Here is a 22434-nt window from a genome sequence, read left to right on the forward strand (position 1 = left end):
CGCCGTGCCGTCCGCGCCGCCCGACCATAGGCTCGGTCCATGCCACGCCGTCAGATGCACATGACCGGCGCAGACGGGGCTGCTCTGCGGGCCGCGCTGCGTGAACTGCGGACGGAGCTGGAGGTGCCAGAGGCGTTCCCGGCCGCGGTCCTCGCCGAGGCCGAGCACGCGGCGGCGCACCCCCGCCTCCCCGGCCCGGACAATACGGAGATCCCCTTCTTCACGATCGACCCGCCGGGCTCCGTCGACCTCGACCAGGCCATGCACCTGGCGAAGCGCTCCGGCGGCGGATACCGGGTGCACTACGCCATCGCCGACGTCGCCGCGTTCGTCACCCCCGGCGGCGCGCTCGACGCCGAGGCCCACCGCCGCGTGACCACCCTCTACTTCCCCGACGAGAGGGTCCCGCTGCACCCGGCCGTCCTCTCGGAGGGCGCCGCCAGCCTGCTGCCCGACCAGGTCCGCCCGGCCCTGGTGTGGCGCTTCGACCTGGACCCCGACGGCCGGGTCGAGACCGTCGACGTCCGCCGCGCACTGATCCGCAGCCGGGCCCGGCTCGACTACGACGGCGTGCAGAAGGCCATCGACACCGGCACGGCGGAGGAGCCGCTCGCGCTCCTGAAGGACGTCGGCCGGCTCCGCGAGGCCCTGGAACGGGCACGCGGCGGCATCTCCCTCAACGTGCCCGAGCAGGAGATCGTCGCGCGCGACGGCACGTACTCCCTGGCCTACCGCGCCCCGCTTGCCGCCGACGGCTGGAACGCGCAGCTCTCCCTTATGACCGGCATGGCCGCGGCCGACCTGATGCTGGCCACCGGCACCGGAATCCTGCGTACGCTGCCCAGCGCCCCCGACGGCGCGGTCGGCAGGCTCCGGCGGACGGCGAAGGCCCTGCGGATCGACTGGCCGCACCACGTGCCGTACGCCGAACTCGTGCGTTCCCTCGACCCGCACCGCCCCGCCCACGCCGCCTTCCTCCAGGAGTGCACGGCCCTGCTGCGCGGCGCGGGCTACACGTCCTTCAGCGGTGGCGAGAGCCCCGACCCGGCGATCCATTCCGCGGTGGCGGCCCCGTACACGCACTGCACCGCGCCGCTGCGCCGCCTCGTCGACCGGTACGCCGGGGAGCTGTGCGTGGCGGCGGTGGCCGGGACCGAACCGCCGGAGTGGGTGACGGCGGCGCTCCCCGCCCTCCCGGACGAGATGGCGGAGGGCGGCCGGCTGGCGAACACGGTGGAACGCGAGTCCGTGGACCTGGTCGAGGCCGCCGTGCTGAAGGACCGGGTCGGGGAGACCTTCGAGGCCACGGTCATCGACGTCAAGGACCGGGAGCCGCTGGTGGGCACGGTCCACCTGGAGGACCCGGCGGTAGTCGGCCGCGTCCGGTCCACCGCGCTCGACCTGCCCCTGGGCGAACGGATCCGGGTCCGGCTGGCGGAGGCCGACCCGGGCACGTCGAAGATCCTCTTCGCGCCGGCCTAGGGGGCCGCGGGCTGCCGGCGCAGGGCGGTGACCAGGGCGCGCGGGTCGTCGGCGTGGAAGCGGACGGTCCGGGCCTCGCCCGTGGCGCCGAGCGGCCGGGTGAAGGGGAGCGGCCGGTTCAGTTCCAGGGTGACGGAGGTCTGGCTGCCGACGACGAGGTCGAGCACCCCGTCCTCGGACAGCGTGACCAGCCGGCCCTCGGGATAGCGCCGGTCCACCCGTACCGAGGCCACCGCGTCCGCCGGTACGGCCAGGTCGAACAGCGCCCCGTAGCGGATCCGCAGGGACCCGTCGGGGCGGACCACGTGCGGCCGGGTGACGCAGGAGGCATGCAGGGCGAGGACGAGCAGGACCGTGTACACGTCCAGCACGAGCACGATCCGGTGCACCGTCGGCCAGGGGATCAGCAGCGCCAGGCCGACCGTCTCGATCACCGACACGAAGAGCATCCCGTACATCATGGCCGTCTGCGGTCCGGTGTACGCGGCGGCGAGGTCCCCGGCGCGCACCCCGTGCTTGGTGCGCACGGCCCACCGGCCGAGGGAGGCGACGGCGCGCAGCTCGTGCCGCACCAGCCGTCGCACCTGCACCGGGACCACGGCACGGACCGCCGCGCGTCCGGCGGCCCGGCGGTCCGCGCCGCGGGCGCGTTCGGCCGCGTAGAGGCCGTGCAGCACCCAGGCCTCCAGCAGCAGCACGCCGAGGAGGAGCGCCTCGGTGGCGGCGAGCGCCCACCCGGGCGGGCGCACCCCGGCCGCCAGGCACACCACGAGCGCCAGCTCCGCCGGGACGACGGCGGTGACGGCGATCCGTGCCGCCCGTATGCGGGTCATCCCCGCCCCCTCTCGATGAACGCCTCCATGACGAGGCGGACGACTTCGGCCTGCGCGGGCGCGTACTCGGCGAGCAGCGCCTCCGTGAACCCGGTCACGACCACCCCGTCGGAGGGGATCGCGGCGAACACCTCGTCCGGGACGGCGGCCACCAGCTCCGCCGCCAGGGGCGGGATCCGCGGATCGTCCACGGGCGCGTCGGCGAGCTCGTCGAGGCGCACGTACAGGGCGAGCACGGCGGGATCGGCGGCCAGCGGCCCGAGCGCGGCGTAGACCTCCTGCCCGGCCACGCCCGTCGCGTCGAGCAGGGTCAGGTGTTCGCGGTCCTTGGCGGCGGCGGGCGAGTCGGTCGGCGGCGCCTTCGCCAGCAGCTCGGCCAGCCCGGGAGAGAGCGGTTCGGCCTCCCCGGGCCCGGCGGCGAGCAGCACGGCGAGCCGGCGGCGCCGCTCCTGGATCTCGGCCTCCTGCCGGGCGAGGTCGGCGTCGAGTTCCGTGAGGACCTCGGCCAGTTCGCGCCCTGCGTCGTCCGCGAGGACGTCCCGCACCTCGTCGAGGCTGAGCCCGAGCTCGGTGAGCCGGCGTACGCGGGCCAGCAGGACGGCGTCACGGAGGCTGTAGGCCCGGTAGCCGTTGGGGCGCCGCTCCGGTTCCGGGAGCAGCCCGACATGGTGGTAGTGCCGGATCGCGCGGGTGGTGACCCCGACGACCGCGGCGATCTCTCCGATCCGCATGACCCCAGTAGAAACCCTGCCGCTGCGTCAAGGTCAAGCGAGGTCAAGCGCGACCGTCGCCCCGGGTAACATGGTCGCCACGGCAGACGAGTCGGCCGGGCGGCCGCGTCGGGATCCTCGGATCCCGCCGAGGAACGTCCGGGCTCCACAGGGCAGGGTGGTGGCTAACGGCCACCCGGGGTGACCCGCGGGACAGTGCCACAGAAAACAGACCGCCAGGGGCTTCGGCCCCCGGTAAGGGTGAAACGGTGGTGTAAGAGACCACCAGCGCCTGAGGTGACTCAGGCGGCTAGGTAAACCCCACCCGGAGCAAGGTCAAGAGGATCCGTCCCCGGACGGGTCTGCGCGAACGCTCGAGGGCTGCCCGCCCGAGTTCGCGGGTAGACCGCACGAGGCCGGTGGCAACACCGGTCCTAGATGGATGGCCGTCTCCCCGGCGACCGCGAGGTCACCGGGCGACAGAACCCGGCGTACAGGCCGGCTCGTCTGCCGCTTCCACTCCCGTTCGGGTGCGGCGCCGTTGCGGGGGCTCTGCCCCCGGGCCCCGCGCCTCAAGCGCCGGCGGGGCTGGGTGGTGTGGGGCGGTGCCCCGCCGGAGTGTCTCCTCGGCTCGCGCGGTTCGGCATGTCGCGGCGGTGCCCGGTGGTGCGCGCTCGTCCTGCGGGGACACTCCGCCGTGTCCCCGCCCCACGGCAGTGCTCCGACAGCACCCCGAAGCCGCCCCGACGCGTGCCCCACCAGTACCCCCGGCCCGTGCCCAGCAGTGCCCCGAAGCCGGCCCACGGCGTGCACCTCCGGCCGGTGCTCCGGCAGTGCCTCAGAGCCGCCCCGGCGCGTGGGGAGCGGGGACGGGGAGGGGTGTCCCCGCAGGACGAGCGCGCAACCACCGGGTACTGCCGAGACACGCCCGCACGCGCCGAGCCGAGGAGACACCCCTCCCCGGCCCCGCGCACCAACCCGCACCCGCCCGGCCCCCCGCCAGGGGTACCGCACCGAGCCCGGACCCCGCCCGGCCCCCCGCCAGGGCTACCGCAGGTGGGACGTGTCGTTCAGGAGACGCACCGATGCGTTGCCGTCCGCGTAGTACGCCACCGCCGAGAGGGAGGCGGCCGAGAGCTCCATGCGGAACAGGGATTCCGGCGGGGCGCCCAGGGCGAGGCGGACCATGATCTTGACCGGGGTCACGTGGGTGACCAGCAGGACCGTACGGCCCGCGTGGGCGGACAGCAGGCGGTCGCGGGTGGCCGAGATCCGGCGGGTGGCGGACGCGAAGCTCTCGCCGCCGCCCGTGGGGGCCGCCTTCGGGGAGTCCAGCCAGGCCTGGAGGTCGTCCGGGAAGCGCTGCTGCACCTCGGCGAAGGTCAGGCCCTCCCACGCCCCGAAGTCCACCTCGCGCAGGCCCTCCTCGACCGTGACGCCGAGGCCGAGGCGGTCCGCGACCGCCCGGGCGGTCTCCCGGCAGCGGCGCAGCGGGGAGCTGATGACGCTCTGGATGGTGCCGCGGGCGGCGAGCGCCTCGGCCACGGCGGCGGCCTGCCGCAGGCCGGCCGGGGACAGTTCGGGGTCGCTGCCGCCGCTGCCGGAGAAGCGCTTCTGCGGGGTGAGGGCGGTCTCGCCGTGCCGCAGCAGCACGAAGGTGGCCGGCGCCCCCATGTCCGGGCCCCAGCCGTGACTGCCCGCGGCGACCGCCGGGGCATCGGCGTCGAGGCAGGGCTCGATCGCTTCCGCCAGGGCCTCGGCGTCGGCGAACAGCGAGTCGGCGACCTCCTGGGCGGCCGTGGCCGCGGCTCCCGAAGAGGCGACCAGGGCCGCGCGGACGGCCGCGGCGCCCTTCGTCGCGTCCCCCGGCGGCCCGGCCGGCGGCGGGGTGGCCAGGGCGCGCGCCGCGCCGTGGTCGAGGACGGCCGTGGACGCCGACGGCTCCCACTGCTCGCCGCGCTTGCCCGCGTCCATCGCCTCGTTCGCGAGCCGGTCCGCGTGCTTGTTCCGCTCGCGCGGGATCCACTCGTACGTCACCTGGGTGCGCGGCAGGATCCGCGCGGCCTCGGCCGCGAGCGGCTTCATGTCCGGGTGCTTGATCTTCCAGCGGCCCGACATCTGCTCGACGACCAGCTTGGAGTCCATCCGGACCAGGACCTGCGCGTCGGACGCCAGGTCACGGGCCGCCGCGAGCCCGGCGATCAGGCCCTTGTACTCGGCCACGTTGTTCGTCGCGACGCCGATGTACTCGGCACGCTCGGCCAGCGTCTCGCCCGTCGCCGGGTCGAGCACCACCGCGCCGTAGCCGGCCGGCCCCGGGTTGCCCCGGGACCCGCCGTCCGCCTCCACGACAAACCGCGGCATCAGATGCCCGAGTCGGCCGTACGGACCAGGATGCGGCCGCAGTTCTCGTGACGGACGACCTGGTCGCGGGCCGCGGCCTTGATCTCGTTGACCTCGGCCATGTCGAGCTCCAGCCGGCAGCCCTCGCAGCGGCGCTGGTAGAGGCGCGCGGCGCCGACCCCGCCCTGCTTGACGCGGATCTTCTCGTACAGCGCCATCAGGTCGGCCGGCATGGACCCGACGATGACCTCGCGGTCCTTGGTGACCTTCGCGACCTCGGTGTCGATCTCGGCGGTCGCCGCGTCGCGGCGCGCGGTGGCGTCCGCGGTCTTGGCGTCCAGGGCCGAGACGCGCTCGGTGAGCTCGGAGACGCGCTCCTGCGCACCCTCCAGGCGCTCCATGACCTCCAGGACCACGTCCTCCAGGTCGCCCTGGCGCTTGGCGAGGGAGACGACCTCGCTCTGCAGGTTCGCCAGGTCCCGGGCCGAGATGCCCACGCCCGAGTCGAGCCGCTGCTGGTCGCGGACGGCGCGCTGGCGCACCTGGTCCACGTCCTGCTCCGCCTTGGTCTGCTCGCGCGCGGTGTCGCTCGCCTGGGTCTGGGCGGCGACGAGCAGGTCGCGCTGCTGCGCCAGGTCCTTGGTGAGCGAGTCGAGCTCGGCGTGCTCGGGCAGCGACTTGCGCTTGTGGGCGAGCTGAGACAGCCGGACGTCCAGCGCCTGGACGTCGAGAAGTCGGATCTGGTCGGCGGGCTCGGCGTTCAGTTGGGGGCTCCAGAGATAGAAGGGGGTGTGACGGACGGCGCGTGGGCCGTCCACGGGTCGGTGACCGTGCGCGAGACGTGGGTACGCAGACCCCAGCCGTGGCGCTCGGAGATCGCGTCGAGCTGGGCCGCGGCCTGCTCGCACCAGGGCCACTCGGTGGCCCAGTGGGCGGCGTCGACGAGGGCGAGCGGGCGGCTCGTCTCGCGGGCCTCGGAGACCGGGTGGTGGCGCAGGTCGGCGGTCAGGAACACGTCCACACCGGCGGCGCGGACCTGCGCGAAGAGGCTGTCGCCGGAGCCGCCGCTGACGGCGACGCGGCGGACCAGCGCGTCCGGGTCGCCGGCCACACGGATGCCCTGGGCGGTCGGCGGCAGCCAGGCCGCGGCGCGGGCGGCGAACTCGCGCAGGGTCTCGGGGTGGTCCAGTTCGCAGATCCGGCCGAGGCCCCGGCGGCCTTCCGGGTCGCTCGGGTCGGGCACGAGCGGGCCGGTGATCCGCAGGCCGAGGGCGCCGGCGAGGGCGTCGGAGACTCCCGGGTCGGCGGTGTCGGCGTTGGTGTGGGCGACGTGCAGCGCGATGTCGTTCTTGATCAGCGTGTGCACGACGCGGCCCTTGAAGGTGCCGGCCTCGACGGTGGTGGTGCCCCGCAGGTAGAGGGGGTGGTGGGTGATGATCAGGTCGGCGCCCAGCTTCACCGCCTCGTCGGCGATCTCCTGGACGGGGTCCACGGCGAACAGGACCCGGGTGACCTCGGCGTCCGGGTCGCCGCAGACGGTTCCGACGGCGTCCCACTGCTCGGCCCGCGAGGGGGGCCAGAGAGCGTCCAGCGCGGCGATGACTTCAGAGAGACGGGGCACGGGCCAAGGCTACCGTCCGGGGCGACCGTCCCGGTCAGGCCAGCCCCGCCGGACGGGGCCCCACCCCTCCGGGGCGGACAAATGATCAGATTCCCGCCCGGGCCCGGGACCGCCGCGCCCGGCCCGGGCGCCGGTCCGGTCCAGCGCCTCCCCGTCCCGGGCCCCGGGAGGACGCCCAGGCCGTGACGGCGGCGGGACCCGGGCCCGGCTGCGGAGGGGCCCCGGCGCCGGCTCCGGGCCCGGCGCCGGCCCGGCCCTTCACTGCGCCGTCGGCCCTTCCGCGGCGGAGCGGCCGGGTCCCGGGGCCCGCGCAGCACAACCGGCTCGTCCGGCACGCGCGAATCGCCGACCGGACACCCGTATGTGTGAAGCGCTGTTGGTGGTGTTGTTCGCCGGGAAGCCCGAAAACTAGCTTCCCCCCCGGAGGTGACCACGGATGACCGTCTGTGCCATCGAAATGACGACCACGGCCGCGTTCAGCATCGCCGCGGACGGGTCGTACGCCGCCCGGCTGGCCGGCGAGGGCGACGCCCTCTACGCGGAGCGCTGGACCCTCGCCGGGCCCGAGCCGTACGCGGTACCGCTGCCGCTCGCGCAGCCCGAGGAGGCGGACAGCGAGGTGCTGCCGCTGGCCGACGGGCGGGTGCTGATCCACCGGCGGGTGGCGGACCGGCACGCCTTCGCGCTGCTGTACCCGACGGGTGCCGGGACCGGGCCGAGCACCGGGGAGCTCCAGCTGGGCGGGGTCGACGCGCGGGAGGGCGTACGGGTGCGCCTGCTCCCGCCGTGCCCGGACGGATCCGGTGCCTTCGCCCTGGCCGCGGAGGACACCGTGAGCACGGTCTGGCGGGTGGCCGGGGGCCTGTCGGGGCCGCAGCCCGTCGCCCGGATCCCCGGGCGGTGCTCGGGCGGCGTCTGGCTGGACCGGTCGGGGCGGCTGCTCGCCCTGGACCGCGAGCTGGACGGCATCACGAAGACCGTCGCCGTGGACCTGGGGCGCACGGAGGTGTCCCCGCTGCTCCAGATCACCGAGGACAGCGACGACCGGCTGCTGCTGGCCGACCCGGACAGCGGGCTGCTGCTGATCCGCTCCGACGCCCCGGGCACCTCCCGCCTGGGCTGGGGCGTGTCGGGCAGCTCCCTGCCCGTCCGCTTCCCGGAGTGCCTGGCCCGGCTGGGGGACGCGTACCCGTTCGCGGCCCAGCCCGGCCAGTCCCTGATGCCGGAGACCTCCGGGGTGGCGCTGCGGCTGCCCGAGGGCGACATCGGCCTGTGGCGCCCCGCCGACCGGCGCGTCTTCCGGCTCGGCGCCCCGGCGGGCTGGCTCGGCGGGACCGGTCTGTGGAGCCCGCAGGGCCGCCTGCACCTCCCGTACGCGACGGCCGAGGTGCCCTGCGGGATCGTCGGCCTGAGCCTGCCGGCCTCCCAGCCCCCGCCGGTGGTCCTGGATCCGCCCACGCCGACCGCCCCCCGCCCGGTCCCCCTCCAGCAGGCACCGCTGGCCGGGCGATAGGGACGGAGGGCGCTCGCCTTCCTGCGGTCTAGGCGTGCTTGAGGCCCAGCACCTCCGCCGCGGCGAAGGTCTCGTTCGCCGGGCGGGACGCGTAGTGCGGGGTCAGGAGTTCGTCGAGCTCCTCGAAGGAGAAGGACTCCTTGGCCGTGTCGAACTTGGCGGCCACCTTCGGGCGCTCCATGACGGCCACGATCCCGCCGTGCACGACGAACAGCTGGCCGTTGGCCCTGGCCGCGGCGGGCGAGGCCAGGTACCCGACGAGCGGTGCGACGTGCTCGGGGGCGAGGGCGTCCAGCTTGCCCTCCTCCGGGACCTGGAAGCCGGCGAAGACGTCCTCGGTCATCCGGGTGCGGGCGCGCGGGCAGATGGCGTTCGCCGTCACCCCGTACTTCGCGAGCGCGAGGGCGGTCGAGGTGGTCAGGCCCACGATGCCGCCCTTGGCCGCCGCGTAGTTCGGCTGGCCGGCCGAGCCGCCGAGGAAGGCCTCGGAGGAGGTGTTGACGATCCGGCCGTAGACCGGGCCGCCCGCCGCCTTGGACCGCTCCCGCCAGTGCGCGGCGGCGAAGTGCGTCGTGTTGAAGTGGCCCTTGAGGTGGACCCGGATCACCGAGTCCCACTCCTCCTCCGACATCGAGAAGACCATCCGGTCGCGCAGGATGCCCGCGTTGTTGACCAGGACGTCCAGCTTCCCGAAGCGGGACACCGCCAGCCCGACCAGTTCCCGCGCCTGCTCGAAGTCGGCCACGTCGCCCAGGTGCGCCACCGCCCGGCCGCCCGCCGCGCGGATCTCCGCGGCGACCTCCTCCGCCGGGGCGGCCGAGGCCTCCCCGGAGCCGTCCCGGCCGCTCTGGCCGAAGTCGTTGACGACCACGCTCGCGCCGAGCCGCGCGAGCTCGATCGCCTCGGCCCGGCCGAGCCCGCGGCCCGCACCCGTGACGATGGCGGAGAGGCCCTCAAGTGGGAGTGACATCCGTAGCGTTCCTCTCAGAGCGGGTCAGAGTTCGATGCAGGTGCGCAGGGCGACACCCGTGCGCATCTGGTCGAGCGCGTCGTTGATCTCGGCGAGCTGCACCCGGTGCGTGATCAGGCCCGCCAGGTCCACCCGGCCGGCCCGCCACAGCGCGATGGTGCGCTCGTAGGAGCGGAGCACGTCCCCGCCGCCGTACATCGACGGCAGGATCTTCTTCTCGTCGAAGAAGAGCGAGAACATGTCGATCTGGAAGTTGTCGTCCAGCGCGCCCGCGCCGACGATCACCACGCTGCCGCCGCGGCGGGTCATCTTGTACGCGGTCTGCGCGGTGGCGGACTTGCCGACGACCTCGAAGACGTAGTCGAAGCCCTCGCCGCCGGTGATCCGGTTCTTGGCGTCGTCGAAGGCCTCCGGCCCGACCGCCTCGGTGGCCCCGAACCGCAGGGCCGCCTCTCGCCGCGACTCCACCGGGTCGACGGCGATGATCTGGGCCGCGCCCTGGACCTTGGCGCCCTGGATGACGGAGATGCCGACGCCGCCGCAGCCGATGACGGCCACCGAGGATCCGGCCTCCACCTTGGCGGTGTTGATGGCGGCGCCGAGCCCGGTGGTGACACCGCAGCCGATGAGCGCGGCGATGTCGAAGGGCACGTCGTCGGGGATCGGGACGGCGCAGGCGGCGTCGACCACGAGTTCCTCGGCGAAGGTGCCGGTCGCGGCGAAGCCGAAGATGTCGCCGCCCGCGCGGCGGAAGTTGGGGGTGCCCGCGTTGACCAGGCTCGCCAGGCACAGGTGGCCCTGGCCGCGCTTGCAGGACGGACAGTGGCCGCACGGCGGCAGCCAGCAGACGAGGACCCGGTCGCCCTGCTTGAGGGCGGTGACCCCGTCACCGACGTCGGAGATCACCCCGGAGCCCTCGTGGCCCGGGACGAAGGGGGCGGGCTGCGGCAGGACGCCGCTCATCGCGGAGAGGTCCGAGTGGCACAGGCCGGTGGCCCTGATCCGGATCTTCACCTTGCCGGGGCCGAGGCCGACGGCCTCCATGTCGTCGACGACTTCCAGCTTGTCCTGGCCGATCTCGCTCTGCAGTGCTGCGCGCACGGTGCGGCTCCTTGTGTGGTCGGGCGTTACGCGTGTTCGACGACGGTGTCGGCGAGGACCGGCGCGTCGTCCCGTTCTGCGGCGGTCACCGAGACCTGGACCCGGCCGGGCTCCTGCCACATCCGGATCCGCAGGGTCTCGCCCGGGAAGACGATCCCGGCGAAGCGCGTGCGGTAGGCGCGGACCCGGGAGACGTCCCCGCCCAGGGCCGTGTCGACGACGGCCTTGAGGGTCATCCCGTACGAGCACAGGCCGTGCAGGATCGGCCGGTCGAAGCCGGCCAGCTTGGCGAACTCGGGGTCGGCGTGCAGCGGGTTCCAGTCGCCGGAGAGCCGGTAGAGGAGCGCCTGCTCCTCGCGGATGTGCCGCTCCTCGGTACGGTCGGGGGCACGCCCGGGCAGTTCCTCCCGGACGGAGGGACCGCGCTCGCCGCCGAAGCCGCCCTCGCCCCGTACGAAGATCTGCGCGTCGCTCGTCCACAGCGGCCCGTCGGCATCCGCGACCTCCGTGCGCAGGACGACGACGGCGGCCTTGCCCTTGTCGTAGAGGGCCGCGACCCTGGCGGTCGAGGTGGCCCGGCCCTTGACGGGGATGGGCCGGTGCAGCTCGATGGACTGGCCGCCGTGCAGCACGTTGGCGAGGTTGATGTCGATGCCGGGTGCGGCGAGGCCGCCCATCATGGCCATGCCCGCGCCGGCGACGGTGGCGAAGCTGGGCAGGACGTGGAGCTTGGATTCGAGGGTGTAGCGCAGCTCGTCCGGGTCGGTGGCCGGCAGGCCCGCGCCGAGGCCGAGGTGGTAGAGCTGGATGTCCTTGTGGTCCCAGCCGATGTCCCCGAGGCGGGGTTCGGCGGCGAGGGCCTTGGCGGCATCGATCGGCATGGGGATGCTGCTCCCTGTCGTTGGAGAACCGGGGCCGTGGAAGACCTCGGCGCGGCCGTCCGCACCGTCGGCCGCGCCGAGGTCGCATGCGACGGCCAGTTCTAGAACGCGTTCTAGGCCCGGCCGGTGAGGGAATGTATAACGCACGCCCCCACACTTGGGAAGACTCTTGACTTCACGTCAGATCCGCTGCGCACGGGGCGTGTTGCGCGCCCGGCGGGAGGCGGGGCAATACCCTGCCCGCGTGGAAGAAATGCCTGTTGACCACCGTGAGGTGCGCGCCCTGCGCGTCCTGCTGGAACCGCCGAATCCGGCCCTGGCGCTCCAGCTCGGCCTCCAGCCGGACATCGAGGTCGTCCGGGATCCCATGGCCCGGCCCGCCGTCGCCCTGGTGGAGGAGCTCGCGGCCGTGACCGCCCTGCTGGCCGACGACCCGGAGTGCCGGGTACTCGTCCTGACGGGCTCCGCGCACCCCGGCCTCGCGGAGGCCGCCCTCGCCGCGGGCGCGGTGGGGCTGGTGCTGCGGGACGGCCCGGTCGGTGACCTGGCGGACTGCGTCCGGCGCGCCTCGACGGGCGAGACGGTGGTGGACCCCGCCCTGGGGTGAACCCGGTGGATCCGCGAAGATCCCGGTGAGTCCCGGTGAATCCTTTCGCGGCGCCCGCGCCTCTTATGCGTGTGCCGACGACGAGATCGGCACTGACCTGGAGGTTGTCGTGATCACTGCTGTCGCCGTCGGCGCCGTCGTACTGCTCCTGCTCTGCACCTGCACCGTCCTCGTGGCGCGCCGTCGGAGCCGCTCCCGTGGCTGAGTCGACCTGGCCCGCCGAGCCGCTGATCCTCGCCGCGCAGGGCGGGGACCTCGATGCGGTCACCGCGCTGGTCTCCGGATCGCACCCGAACGTACGGAGGTTCGCGTACTCGCTGTGCGCCTCCCCCGAGGACGCCGAGGACGCGGCCCAGGAAGCGCTGATCATCCTCTACCGGAAGATCGGCATGCTGCGCGCTTCCGGCGCCCTGGCCTCGTGGATGTTCCGCATCGTCCGCAACGAGTGCCTGCGCCGGGCCCGGCTGACGCCGCGCGAGCGCGCCCCGCTGCCCGACTCCGCCGTGGCGTCGGCCGAGGAGGAGGTGCTGGAGCACCTGGAGACCGCCCGCGTGGCGCGGGCGATCGCCGCCCTCCCCGCCGACCAGCGGCGGGTGCTGATCATGCGGGACGTCCAGGGCTACAGCGGGCGGATGGCGGCGGACGCGCTCGGGCTCACCCCCGCCGCGATGAAATCTCGGCTCCACCGGGCCCGCGCGGCCCTGCGGCACACCCTGTACCCGGCTCCCGGAGGCAACGATGAAGATCACTGACGGCCCCGACTTCGCGAGCTCCTCCCTGCCCCGGCACCTGCTCCGCGGCGCGGTCGGCCTCGGCGCCCTGATCGGCGCCTTCGCCCTCCTCCCGTTCTACGGACCGGCCACCCTGCTCCTCGCACCGCTCGGCCTGGTGGCCCTGCGCGGCTGCCCGATGTGCTGGGTGATCGGGCTGGCCCAGACGCTCTCCCGGGGCCGGCTGCGCCGGGAGTGCACGGACGGCCGCTGCGAACTCAGGGTCAACCACGCGGTCCCGGCCACCGATTGACGGATTCCGCAGCAGCGCTCGCCCACCCGCCGGAGCAGGATGAGACCCTCTCGACCCAGCTTCGTGGAGGCAGCAACCATGCGTATGTCCGCCCTGTCCGCCACCGCCGCGCTCGTTCTCGCGACCCTCGCGGGAGGCGCGGCCCCGGCCGCCGCCGACACCCCGGCCGGCCCGGTCCTCCAGGTCGACCTGGACGCCGGCAAGGGCCTCCACCACAACATCGGGACGGTGATCTACGAGCGCGTCGACGGCGCGGCGAACGCGGTCAGGATCATCTCGGTGTCGATCACCAGCGGCGAGCGCGACTGCGCCTGGGTGTCGTGGAACGACCCGCACAACGTGAACGGCTGGACCAACCTGACCACCGAGCCCTCCTGCAACGGCACCGGCCTGGGGGAGAACCCCGACATCATCATCAAGGCACCGGTCGGCCACCCGCTCAAGGTGCGCCTGGCCGCCGACCACCCCGGCTCCGACGTGGTGCACAAGGACATCCAGAAGCTCTGACCGGGGCGGGCCCGGCCTGGTCCAGGCCGGGCCGGGGCGCTACGAGCCGTCGCCGGCCTGCTCGTGCCCGAAGGCGGCGAGGAGCTCGCTCTCGCCCGGGGCCGTGAACAGCCGCTTGGGCACCGCCACGAGGCACGTCCGGCGGCGCGAGCGGCCGACGAACACGTGGAGCCGGGGCGTCTCGTAGTAGAAGCGCATCTCGTCCCACACGATCCGCTGCGACTCCCCGCCGCGGAACACCTCGATGCCCGTGCCATCCACCACGACCCTCTTCTCCTCGGCGGCCCTGCCGCTGCGGAAGCCCCGGCCCACCATCCAGCGTGGCAGCACCAGCAGCACGGCGAGGCCGTACGCCAGCGCGATCCCGAGGGGCACGGGATGCACGGTGACGCCGGTCGCGGACAGCGTCACGCCCATCGAAGCGAGCAGGACCGTACCGAGGGCGCCCACCATCCGGCCCCGCCGGAACATCCCCGCCGCCCTGGCGGCTTCGTCGTACTCGTCCCTGGTCAGGCTGCCGGTAGCACTGAAGGACACCTCGCGTATCTCACTCACGGGAGCGGAGCCTAACGCTCCGCCCCGACATGAGGCACAGGGACATCGAGCAGCTCTGGCCGGGCCGGGCCGGCGAGAGCCCGCCCCTTGTCAACAGCACCGTCCGCTGACACGGCCCTCAACCACTGCCACCGGACACCACAGCGGGCCCCACCGGAAATAGATCCGGCGGGGCCACCAGTAATGCGGAACAAGGGCGGGCTACTCGTCATCACCAACCAGTCGGGCCCCCAAGGCGGACGCAATTGACTCCGCCAAGTCCCAGTCATCATCATCGACGCGTCCGGATACCACTACACGCCCATGCCTCCACGAGAAGGATGCCGAAGAAGCAGAAATTCCATAAACAGGCTGCATTCCGATGTCCACCCATCGGACAAAACCCTGGCGCTCCAGCTTCGAATTCCCTCCGGCAAGAGCCTCCCACTCCTCGCGAGCGATTGGTTGATTTTCACTCTCGGTCCACAGATCAGCTCGCGTGATATGGAAGTCGTACCCCACGCCCGGCCCCTCTCATCGAACTATCCGCTCGTCTGCCCGAAGAGGAGATTAACCCCTCTCCCCTGCGCGTATTCCACAGCCCTGGACATCTGACCCAGGTGCATATCGCTCAAAGTCCCGGACCTTACAATGACATAGACCGAGCGACTCCCAATGTTCGCCGGGTTGGTGAACGCATAAGGACCTACGCCGTCATAATTGGCCGCATCGTCAACCGCCCCCTTGAGTCGCTGATAAAGCGTTCCCTTGAGCTGAAAACTGGGGAGGCCCGTATCCATAGCCTTGAGGCTGATCGCGATACCCGTGTCAGGCTCAAACTGATCAAAAGCCTGATGATTTGTCGGAAGGTTCGAGAACCCCATCTGCTCCTCGAACGCAAGGCCCTTGTCCCGAGAGCTCATGGTCCAAATATTCGTTTCACTGCCACTCGTCATCTCACCGAGGTCCTGAATTTCAGGACCGCACGCGTTGTGGACGAGGATCGGAGTGGCGCCCGCCACAACATAGTACGTGTGGAGCTCGTCGACGGTCAGGTTGTACCGGGTGGCCGTGCCGGGGGTCGGCCGGACGTCGAGCACCCGGATCTCGCGGGCGTCCGGGGTAATCAGGGCGTGGCCGGGGGTCAACTCCGCAGCCGGCACCCAGGTTCGAGTGGTCTCGTCCCAGAAGGGGTGCTCCGCCGTGGTGTGCAGCGTCTGCTCGTCGCCGGGGGCGACCTCCACGACGAGGTCGATGAGGTCGCTGTCGTCGTGAGCCCAGGTGGCCACGACGGAGCGGCCGCCCGAGACCTCTCCCGTCTCCGGGTCGGCGGCTTCCACCTCGTCGCCCGGAGTGATCTCGGCGATCGCCTTGGTCTCGCCGTTGCCCAGCAGGACCGGGGTCTCGGGCGAGAAGCTGCAGGTGCCGTCGCTTGCGGGCTCGGCCGGGCTCGGTTCCTTCGGGGTACCTGCGCCCGGTTCGCTCGGAGCTGTGGTGTCCGGGGCGTTTTCGTGCGGGGTTTCCTTCGTTGACGGGGTGGGGACTTCGTCGTCGAGGAGCTTGTTCAGGGGCGCGGCGCCGCTATCGGCCGCCTCTGCGGCTCTGACAGCGGCACGGTATCCCTTGACGAGCTTGAAGGCTGCGACACCGTCTATGGCCAGTGAGCCGATGAAGCCCGTCCAGTAGCCCTGCTCGTACCGCTCCGAGGTCGGGTCGGTTCCGAAGAGCTCGGCGGCAGGCTCGTCGCCCCACAGGTTGGGGACCTCGTAGTCGCTGCCTTCCCAGCCCGTCCAGTCGTTGAAGGTCTCGTTGTCGCCGTTCCAGATTTCGACGCAGTTGTCGAGGAGCCAGGCCCCCGGGTTGATCCAGAGCTCGTTCGCGCCGCCGAAGGCACCGTCGATGGCGCCGGTGAAGAAGTCACCGAGGCCACCCCAGGTCCACAGGCCTGAGGGGTCGCTCGCGTTGACGGGGTCGTTGCCCGCGTAGGCGTAGCCGCCCATCTGGTTCGGGTCACCGGCTTCGAAGACCGGGTCACAGGTCAGGAAGCGGCCTATGACGGGGTCGTAGTTGCGGGCGCCGAGAAGACTGAGGCCGGTGGCCGTGTCCGTGGGCTGGCCCAGGTATCCGCGGTTGTCGGCCCAGGCCGGCGGTGCCGGGCCCCGCTGGGCTCCGTACGGGTCGAAGGCCCTGCGCGTCACGTTGAGCGTTGCCGCGTCGACCTGGAGCTGTGACGTGTTCTGCGGGTTCGTTGCCTGGTAGACGACCGCGCCGGTGGAGGAGCGGGTGATCTTCGTGCCGTCCGGACCCTTGTAATTGCGCAGGCCTGAGACCGTGCGCGACGACTTGTTCAGAGTGAGCTGTTCGGCGCCTCCGAAGAGGTAGAGGGTGTCGCCGTCCGCCCCTCGCTGGATCAGCATGCCGCCGTCGGCGTCGTACAGGTAGTTGGAGGTGAGCGTTCCGCCGGCGGGCTTGGGGGTGACGACGCTGTCGGTACGGCCCTTGACGTTGTAGGTGAACGTCTGGGTCGTGGCCGCGGCGGCGCCGACCTTCGTGTCCCGGCTGGTGGTATTGCCGACGGCGTCGTAGTGCGGGGTGAGGGTGGTCGTGCCGTCCGGCCCCGTCGTGGTGATCGTCGTCGCCGTGTTGGGCTGGGCGGCCGGCGTGGTGCCGTTGCCGGGGTAGGTGATGTTCTGGGTGACGTTCTTGAGCGGGTTGCCCGCCGTGTCGTGCTTGACCTGCTGGGTCCGGTCACCGAGCAGGTTGTACGTGTAGCTCTGCCAGTACGGGTTGGGCCCGCCGATGGTGGCGGCCTTCGGAAGCGCGGTGTTGCACTTGGATATCTGTCCGGGCTTCGCGGCTGCCAGGCCCTTGGTGTCCGTCCAAGCCTCGGACAGGCGGTTCTGCCCGTCGTAGAGGAAGCACTGGGTGTCGGTGCCGGTGACCGCGCCACCGCTGGACTGCACCGTGGACGTGCCGGTGAGGTTACCGGCCTCGTCGTAGGCGTAGGTGGTGGCGTCGAGCGGGCTGTTGCTGCTGGTCTGCAGGCTCACCGTGTTGGTGGCGAGCCTGCTGGTCGCCTGGTCATAGGTCTGGGCGGTGCGGAACTGCTTCCCGAAGACGCCGTAGGTGGACTGGACGACCTGCCCGAGCGGCGTGTAAATGCTCTTGTTCAGATACGGGGTCGTGCGGGAGCCGAACTCCGTCGTGAGGCCCTGGAGGTTGTACCCGTAGCCGACCGTCTCGGCCGGCAGCCCGCCGTCCTCCCCGAAGGAGGTGGACTGCAGCAGGCCCACGGTGGGGGTGTACTCGGAGGTCGCCGTGTAGGTACCGGCGAGCTTGCCCTCCGCCGCGGGGATGACCACGGTGGAGCCGGTGGGCTGGTAGGCCGTGTTGTAGCCGTTGATCTTCTTCGTATAAGCCGTTCCGCCCGCACCCCCCACGAATCGGGTCGAGGACGTCATCCGCCCCTTGAGGAGGGTGTCGTACGTCCACTCGGCCAGCTTCTTGGACTGGTCGGTGGTGCTGGCGCCTTCGTACTCACCGGTCTTGCGGCCCAGCGAGTCGTAGGTGGTCGCGATGCTCTTGCCCAGGGCGTCGGTGCTCAGGGTCTGCCGGCCGAAGACGTCGTAGCCGAAGGTCGAGAGGCCCGTGTCCGGGTCGGTCTGGGAGATCTTCTGGCCGAGCAGGTCGTAGGTGTAGGTCCACTTGTTGCCGACGGTGTCGCTGATGGACTTGACGGCGCCTGCGGGCGTGTAGGTGTAAGAGGTCTTGGTGTCGGCGGCAGCCGCCTTCCCGGCGGTTCCCGACGACCAGATGGCGGTACCGGCGGCGTTGTACATGCGGAAGTTGCCGTCGGCCTTGACGATGGCGTATCCGCCGGTGGCTCCGGTGGTGCCCGTGCCGGATGTCCACAGGGCCGTCCCTGTGGTGCTGGTGACGACCAGGTTGCCGTCGGCGCGGACCGTGGCGCTCGCACCCGGGTTGCCCGCGGTGCCCGAGGACCACAGGACCTTGCCGCCTGCGATGCCCGTCAGGACGAGGTTGCCGTCCGCCTGCATGTCGAGCCGGACGCTCTTGGAGGAGAACGTCGTGCCCGACTGGATGACGGTGCCGGCCGTCAGCTTGCGGTCCGCCGTGGTGTCGAGGGTCTGGGTGGCCGTCGTCTGACCGATGGCGTTGGTGTAACGGGCCTCCGCCTGACCGCCCTTCGGCGGTGTGTTGACCGTCTTGTCGACGCCCGGATAGGACGTGGTGGCCTCCCAGAGCTTGGCGCCCTTCGACCACTGCTGGTTGGCGATGACCCGGCCCTGACCGTCGTAGACCTGTCGCGTCTGGCTCGGGACCGTGTTCTCGGTCTCCACCCACAGCGTGGTGCCCGGATCCGTGGTCGGATCCGCGTACGTCGCGATGCTGGATACCGTCCAGCCGTGGCTGTCGTACGAGGTGGAGGAGATCAGACGGCCCGCGGAATTGTCCGCCGTGGTCGACTGCTGCTGACGGGCCCGCAGCAGTCCGTCGTAGATCGTGACGGACTTGCCGTAGCTCCCGTCCTCGCGAAGCGTCTCGGTGGTGACGGCCGAGGGGTTCGGGCTGTCGCCCGCGCCGTTGACGGAGTAGGTGAACTTGCGGTCCGGGGTCTGCTTCGCCCGGTCGCGGCCCGGCGTCCAGACCGCGGTACGCCGCCCCAGGGTGTCGTAGGTGCTACTGGTGACACGGCCGTTGACATCGACCGACCGCTTGTCGAGACCGCGTGTCGGGGATACGTCCGTCGTGGCCGTCCAGTTGTACGGCTGGGGGTAGGTCGTGGTGACCTGTGTCGGGAGCGTGCCCGAGTCGGGGGAGAAGGTGATGGTGGTGGTCTGGGACGCCACGTCGTTCTGCTTGGTGACACGACCGTAGTCGTCGTACACCAAGCCGCCGTTCACCTGGAAGACGGGATTGCCCGCACCGTCGTACTTGGTCGCGACCTGCACGGCCGTCATCTGGCCGACCGAGTGCGTCTTGCCGTCGGAGGCCCAGCTCTGGCCGAGCTTCCCGTAGGTGCCGGGGCTCGTCACGGAGCCGTCGCCGTCGTAGAAGATCCGCTTGTGGCTGAGGGTCGTGTCCTTGCCGGGCTTGGTGCCGCACGGGCCGGAGACCGAGAGGATCTCGCTCGGGTACGTCAGCATCATCGGGTTGTCCGACGGCGCCGATGCGTACTCGGTGGTGGTGCAGTTCTCCTGCTCGGGCGCGGTGACGTCACCCTTGTCGTCGACCTGGTGCACCCGGCCGAGACTGTCGTAGGTCGTGACCTTCTTGGACGTACGCCAACTGCCGGTGGAAAGGAGGCCCATCGACCGGTTGGTCACCTCCGTCGAACGACGGGACACCAGGTCGGGCAGCGTCGAGAGGGAGGCCGGCTCGGGGTCCTTCGAGGTCCAGGCCTTCCGGGTACTGGAGCTGGTGTCGACCGTGGTGAGCGGCCCGTTGAGGGACTTCGCAGTGACCGTGCCGCCGGCGGCCGTGAAGGTCTGGGACTCCAGAGTGGCACCGGCCAGCCAGTCGCTGTCGGGGAAGGACTCACCGAGCGAGTTCGTCACCGACACGGACCGCTTGGTGCCGTCCTGCTTGTAGTCGCCGTCCATCCCCTGCAGGTAGGTGGAGACGGTCTGGATGACCGGGTCCGGAGCCACACCGGAGGTCGTGGTGACGCTGCGGTATCCCCGGAAGTCGTTCCACGTCCGGTACTGGTCGTCGGTGAGTTCGGAGTCGTCACGGTGCCATGCCGCGCCGCCGTCGTAGGCATAGCTGGTGACCTTGGCCGGCGAGCCGGCCTTCGTGAGGTCGCTGTTGACCACCTGGGTGACGAGGGTCTTCACGAACCAGTCGGCCACGGGCTCGGCTGCGCCCGACGGGTACCAGTTGACCGGGTAGCAGGCCATCGTGTTGCTGTCCGCCGACACCGGCATCGTGTTCTTGGTGCGGGAGCACTCGGGCTCGCGGTAGGTGACCGCCGAGGACTCGCCGGATTCCGTCCGGACGCTGGAGATGCGGGGACGGTACAGGGGCGGGGCCGCCGGTTCCAGACCGTCGACGCGGTTGTCCATCTCGATGCCGGTGAAGGTGACCGGGTCCAGCGTGATGGGCTTGTCGCCGCCCGCGGTGGTGTCACGGCCGGTGTGCTGAATGGAGGACAGCCACATCACCGACTGGAGCATGCCGGCGCTCTCCGTCTTTCCGGTCTTGCCGGTGACGGGGTCCATCACACCGCCCGCGTCCGAGAAGACGTGGGTCAGGCTGTAGGAGTCGACGTCCTGCCAGGCGGTACCGATCTTGACCTGGGTGGTGATGTCCTTGAGGCGGTAAGTGGACCAGAACGTGGGCGAACCGAAACGGCAGACGTCGTCGCCCTCGCCCTCCGTCTTGTAGTCGGAGGGGCAGTTGATGTCGTACGGGACGTCCGGCCAGTTCTTCGCCGTGTCCTTCGACAGGTTGCCGTCCGCGCACACCGTGTCCGACGTGGTGCACCGCTGCTTGGTGTCGAAGGCGATCCGGGCCGCGGGGTCCTTGCCGGCGACCGCGTCGGCGAGCTTGTAGCCGTAGGAGATGCGCTTCAGGTAGCCCGAACGGGTGTACTGCGTCAGGGTGCCGCCCTTGCCGTCCTTGACGACCTGGCCGTAGCCCATGTTGTAGTAGTTCGACTCGGTCGCGTAGTCGTACCGCTGGACGTTGCCGTGCGGGTCGACGACGAAGTCCAGGTTGAAGCGGTAGCCGGCCTGCTTGTCGCACTGCGATTCGTTGCCCTTGGCCGAGGTGTGGCACGGGTCGTCCGACTTGGGGTGGTAGAGCGGCACACCCCAGGCACTGTTGGTCGCGGTGTCGCCGGACGTGCCGGGCGCGTGGTTCAGACCGAGGTAGTAGGCGGTGCCGTCGGTCGTGGTGACCTTGAAGTACTCGCCTTCCCAGAGGTCGTTCGTCGCGCCGGTCAGTCGCTCGATCTTGGTGCCGTCGTCGGACTCCAGCCGGTAGACGCCGTCGCCGCCGCGGACGAGCTGGCCGGTGTGAGCTCCGAGTGACAGCGTCGCGTTGTAGCCCGCCCAGCACTGGTCGCCCGAATCCTCGATGCCCGAGTACTTGCAGGGCTTGTAGGAGCGCTCGATGAAGCCGGGGCTGTAGCCCCAGCCGTCGCCGATCCAGGAAGCCTGCGAGTTGCGGGCCGACGTCTTGCCGTCGACGGACTGCGAGTTGTAGGTGAGCGCCACGGACGGTGCGGCTCCGCCCAGGGAGGGCGGGACCGCTACCGGGTAGCTGTACGTGAAGGCGCCGGAGGCCGACTGTGCCCACGATCCCGAAGCCGAGAGAGACGTCGCGCCGTAGTCGCCCTGCGAGCCGGCCGTGCCCGACACCGCTGCGACGGCGACGGATCGGCTGCCTGCGGCCGCGGCCATCGTCCGCCGCTGGCCTGACAGAGCCGCGTCCTTGAACGGTGCGGCACTGGTGCCCACGTTCACATCGGCGGTGAGTCGCTGCGCCTTCGGGTCGTTGACCGTCCGCAGCGGCTGCTGGACGCGGCAAACGGGGACGTCCGGAGTGGTGAGCGCACACCCGGGCATCGCCACGAGGTGCAGTCGCGAAGCCCAACCGCCGCCGTAGGCATTGGCCAGTGCGCTGTAGTCGAGTCCGACGGAGACCTTGCCGCCGGTGGCGGCATCATCGGCCGGTGTGAGGCCGACCAGAATGCCGTTCACGTTCGCCGCGGCGGCCTGCTTCCGGCCGGCCGTCTCCACCCGGACCGTGGTCAGGCGGCTGTCGGCAGCGGGTGCGTTCGCCGCCCCCGCCGTCGACCGGGCGGCGGGCGCCGAGGCGGCCGGCGCGATCCATACGGGTGACGTGCCGGCCTGGACCGGCCCGCCTGCCGGGTCCATGCCGCTGTCCGCCGACCGGCCCATGCCGCGCACTTGTCGCGACGAGTCGGCCACCTTGACGGTTTCGGTCCGCGCGGCGGGCCACTTGGGCGTCTTGGCCTGGTGCACGCGCATCTCACGCGCACCCTGAGGTACGCGAGGAAGCACCTGCTTCGCCGCCTGGCCGGCCGGGTGTCCCTTGACCACGGGCAGGTCCGGCAGTTCACCGTCACGCCAGGATTTACCCGTGTAACGGTAGCCGCCGACCGTTTCCGCATTGGCCAGCGGCACGACAACGGACATCGCAGCCGTCATGGCCACGGCAACAAAGGCCCGTCGCCGCCAGCCTCTTACAGGCATAGCGGCAGGCCAACGCATCGATGAACGCACCTCGACAGTCCCCACCCCAAGTGCGCGGCCCCGGGG

The 22434-nt window shown here is 71.7% G+C and carries 16 protein-coding genes and 1 other RNA gene; 7 read left to right on the top strand and 10 right to left on the bottom strand.

Annotated features, from left to right (window positions below; genetic code table 11):
* Positions 1–39 precede the first annotated feature (39 nt).
* On the top strand, positions 40–1482 hold the full coding sequence (locus ACXNSR_RS12370) for an RNB domain-containing ribonuclease (RefSeq protein WP_458642116.1): 1443 nt from the start codon (positions 40–42) through the stop codon (positions 1480–1482).
* On the opposite strand, the gene ACXNSR_RS12375 is transcribed toward ACXNSR_RS12370, so the two are convergent.
* Complete coding sequence (locus ACXNSR_RS12375) at positions 1479–2315, bottom strand: hypothetical protein (RefSeq protein WP_458642117.1); 837 nt, start codon at positions 2313–2315, stop codon at positions 1479–1481. The genes ACXNSR_RS12370 and ACXNSR_RS12375 overlap by 4 nt on opposite strands.
* Positions 2312–3046, bottom strand: coding sequence for a MerR family transcriptional regulator (locus ACXNSR_RS12380; protein ID WP_458642118.1), 735 nt, complete (start codon positions 3044–3046; stop codon positions 2312–2314). The genes ACXNSR_RS12375 and ACXNSR_RS12380 overlap by 4 nt, the downstream gene beginning before the upstream one ends.
* An 87-nt stretch (positions 3047–3133) precedes the next feature.
* Here ACXNSR_RS12380 and rnpB point away from each other — a divergent pair.
* Positions 3134–3535: RNase P RNA component class A (gene rnpB, locus ACXNSR_RS12385), an RNA gene on the top strand.
* Positions 3536–4072: 537 nt separating this feature from the next.
* On the opposite strand, the gene ACXNSR_RS12390 is transcribed toward rnpB, so the two are convergent.
* The 3 genes from ACXNSR_RS12390 to ACXNSR_RS12400 are packed head-to-tail and all read right to left on the bottom strand — an operon-like array spanning position 4073 to position 6989.
* Positions 4073–5389 (bottom strand): bifunctional RNase H/acid phosphatase, encoded by a 1317-nt coding sequence (locus tag ACXNSR_RS12390; RefSeq protein ID WP_458642119.1) that lies wholly within the window; start codon positions 5387–5389, stop codon positions 4073–4075.
* Positions 5389–6132, bottom strand: coding sequence for a zinc ribbon domain-containing protein (locus tag ACXNSR_RS12395; RefSeq protein ID WP_458643284.1), 744 nt, complete (start codon positions 6130–6132; stop codon positions 5389–5391). Before ACXNSR_RS12395 ends, ACXNSR_RS12390 begins: the two co-directional genes overlap by 1 nt.
* Positions 6129–6989, bottom strand: coding sequence for a Nif3-like dinuclear metal center hexameric protein (locus ACXNSR_RS12400; RefSeq protein ID WP_458642120.1), 861 nt, complete (start codon positions 6987–6989; stop codon positions 6129–6131). Before ACXNSR_RS12400 ends, ACXNSR_RS12395 begins: the two co-directional genes overlap by 4 nt.
* 436 nt (positions 6990–7425) lie before the next feature.
* Here ACXNSR_RS12400 and ACXNSR_RS12405 point away from each other — a divergent pair, with 436 nt between their 5' ends.
* Positions 7426–8502 (top strand): hypothetical protein, encoded by a 1077-nt coding sequence (locus ACXNSR_RS12405; protein WP_458642121.1) that lies wholly within the window; start codon positions 7426–7428, stop codon positions 8500–8502.
* A gap of 28 nt (positions 8503–8530) precedes the next feature.
* On the opposite strand, the gene ACXNSR_RS12410 is transcribed toward ACXNSR_RS12405, so the two are convergent.
* From ACXNSR_RS12410 to ACXNSR_RS12420, 3 genes are read right to left on the bottom strand one after another with little or no spacing between them, the layout of a single operon-like run.
* Entirely contained in the window at positions 8531–9472 is a 942-nt protein-coding gene (locus tag ACXNSR_RS12410; RefSeq protein ID WP_458642122.1) for a 3-oxoacyl-ACP reductase, read from the bottom strand.
* Positions 9473–9496: 24 nt separating this feature from the next.
* Positions 9497–10573 carry a Zn-dependent alcohol dehydrogenase gene (locus ACXNSR_RS12415; protein ID WP_458642123.1) on the bottom strand — a complete coding sequence of 359 codons (1077 nt, stop codon included), beginning with the start codon at positions 10571–10573 and terminating at the stop codon, positions 9497–9499.
* 26 nt (positions 10574–10599) lie between these two features.
* Complete coding sequence (locus ACXNSR_RS12420; protein ID WP_458642124.1) at positions 10600–11454, bottom strand: MaoC/PaaZ C-terminal domain-containing protein; 855 nt, start codon at positions 11452–11454, stop codon at positions 10600–10602.
* Between the two features lie 253 nt (positions 11455–11707).
* Between ACXNSR_RS12420 and ACXNSR_RS12425 the strand changes: the two genes are divergently transcribed.
* The 4 genes from ACXNSR_RS12425 to ACXNSR_RS12440 all read left to right on the top strand — a co-directional run bounded on the left by ACXNSR_RS12425 (position 11708) and on the right by ACXNSR_RS12440 (position 13591).
* Positions 11708–12061, top strand: a complete 354-nt coding sequence (locus tag ACXNSR_RS12425) for a DNA-binding response regulator (protein WP_458643285.1) — start codon at positions 11708–11710, stop codon at positions 12059–12061.
* A 197-nt stretch (positions 12062–12258) separates the two neighbouring features.
* Positions 12259–12813, top strand: a complete 555-nt coding sequence (locus ACXNSR_RS12430; protein WP_458642125.1) for an RNA polymerase sigma factor — start codon at positions 12259–12261, stop codon at positions 12811–12813.
* Entirely contained in the window at positions 12800–13084 is a 285-nt protein-coding gene (locus tag ACXNSR_RS12435) for a hypothetical protein (protein WP_458642126.1), read from the top strand. Before ACXNSR_RS12430 ends, ACXNSR_RS12435 begins: the two co-directional genes overlap by 14 nt.
* Before the next feature lie 78 nt (positions 13085–13162).
* The gene (locus ACXNSR_RS12440) at positions 13163–13591 is read left to right on the top strand and encodes a hypothetical protein (RefSeq protein ID WP_458642127.1); all 429 of its coding nucleotides are present in this window, start codon (positions 13163–13165) and stop codon (positions 13589–13591) included.
* 39 nt (positions 13592–13630) lie between these two features.
* On the opposite strand, the gene ACXNSR_RS12445 is transcribed toward ACXNSR_RS12440, so the two are convergent.
* Both ACXNSR_RS12445 and ACXNSR_RS12450 read right to left on the bottom strand, forming a co-directional pair.
* Complete coding sequence (locus ACXNSR_RS12445; protein ID WP_458642128.1) at positions 13631–14146, bottom strand: YcxB family protein; 516 nt, start codon at positions 14144–14146, stop codon at positions 13631–13633.
* A 521-nt stretch (positions 14147–14667) separates the two neighbouring features.
* Positions 14668–22311, bottom strand: coding sequence for a polymorphic toxin-type HINT domain-containing protein (locus ACXNSR_RS12450; protein ID WP_458642129.1), 7644 nt, complete (start codon positions 22309–22311; stop codon positions 14668–14670).
* Positions 22312–22434 lie beyond the last annotated feature (123 nt).

The sequence above is a fragment of the Streptomyces sp. NC-S4 genome (assembly GCF_054353315.1).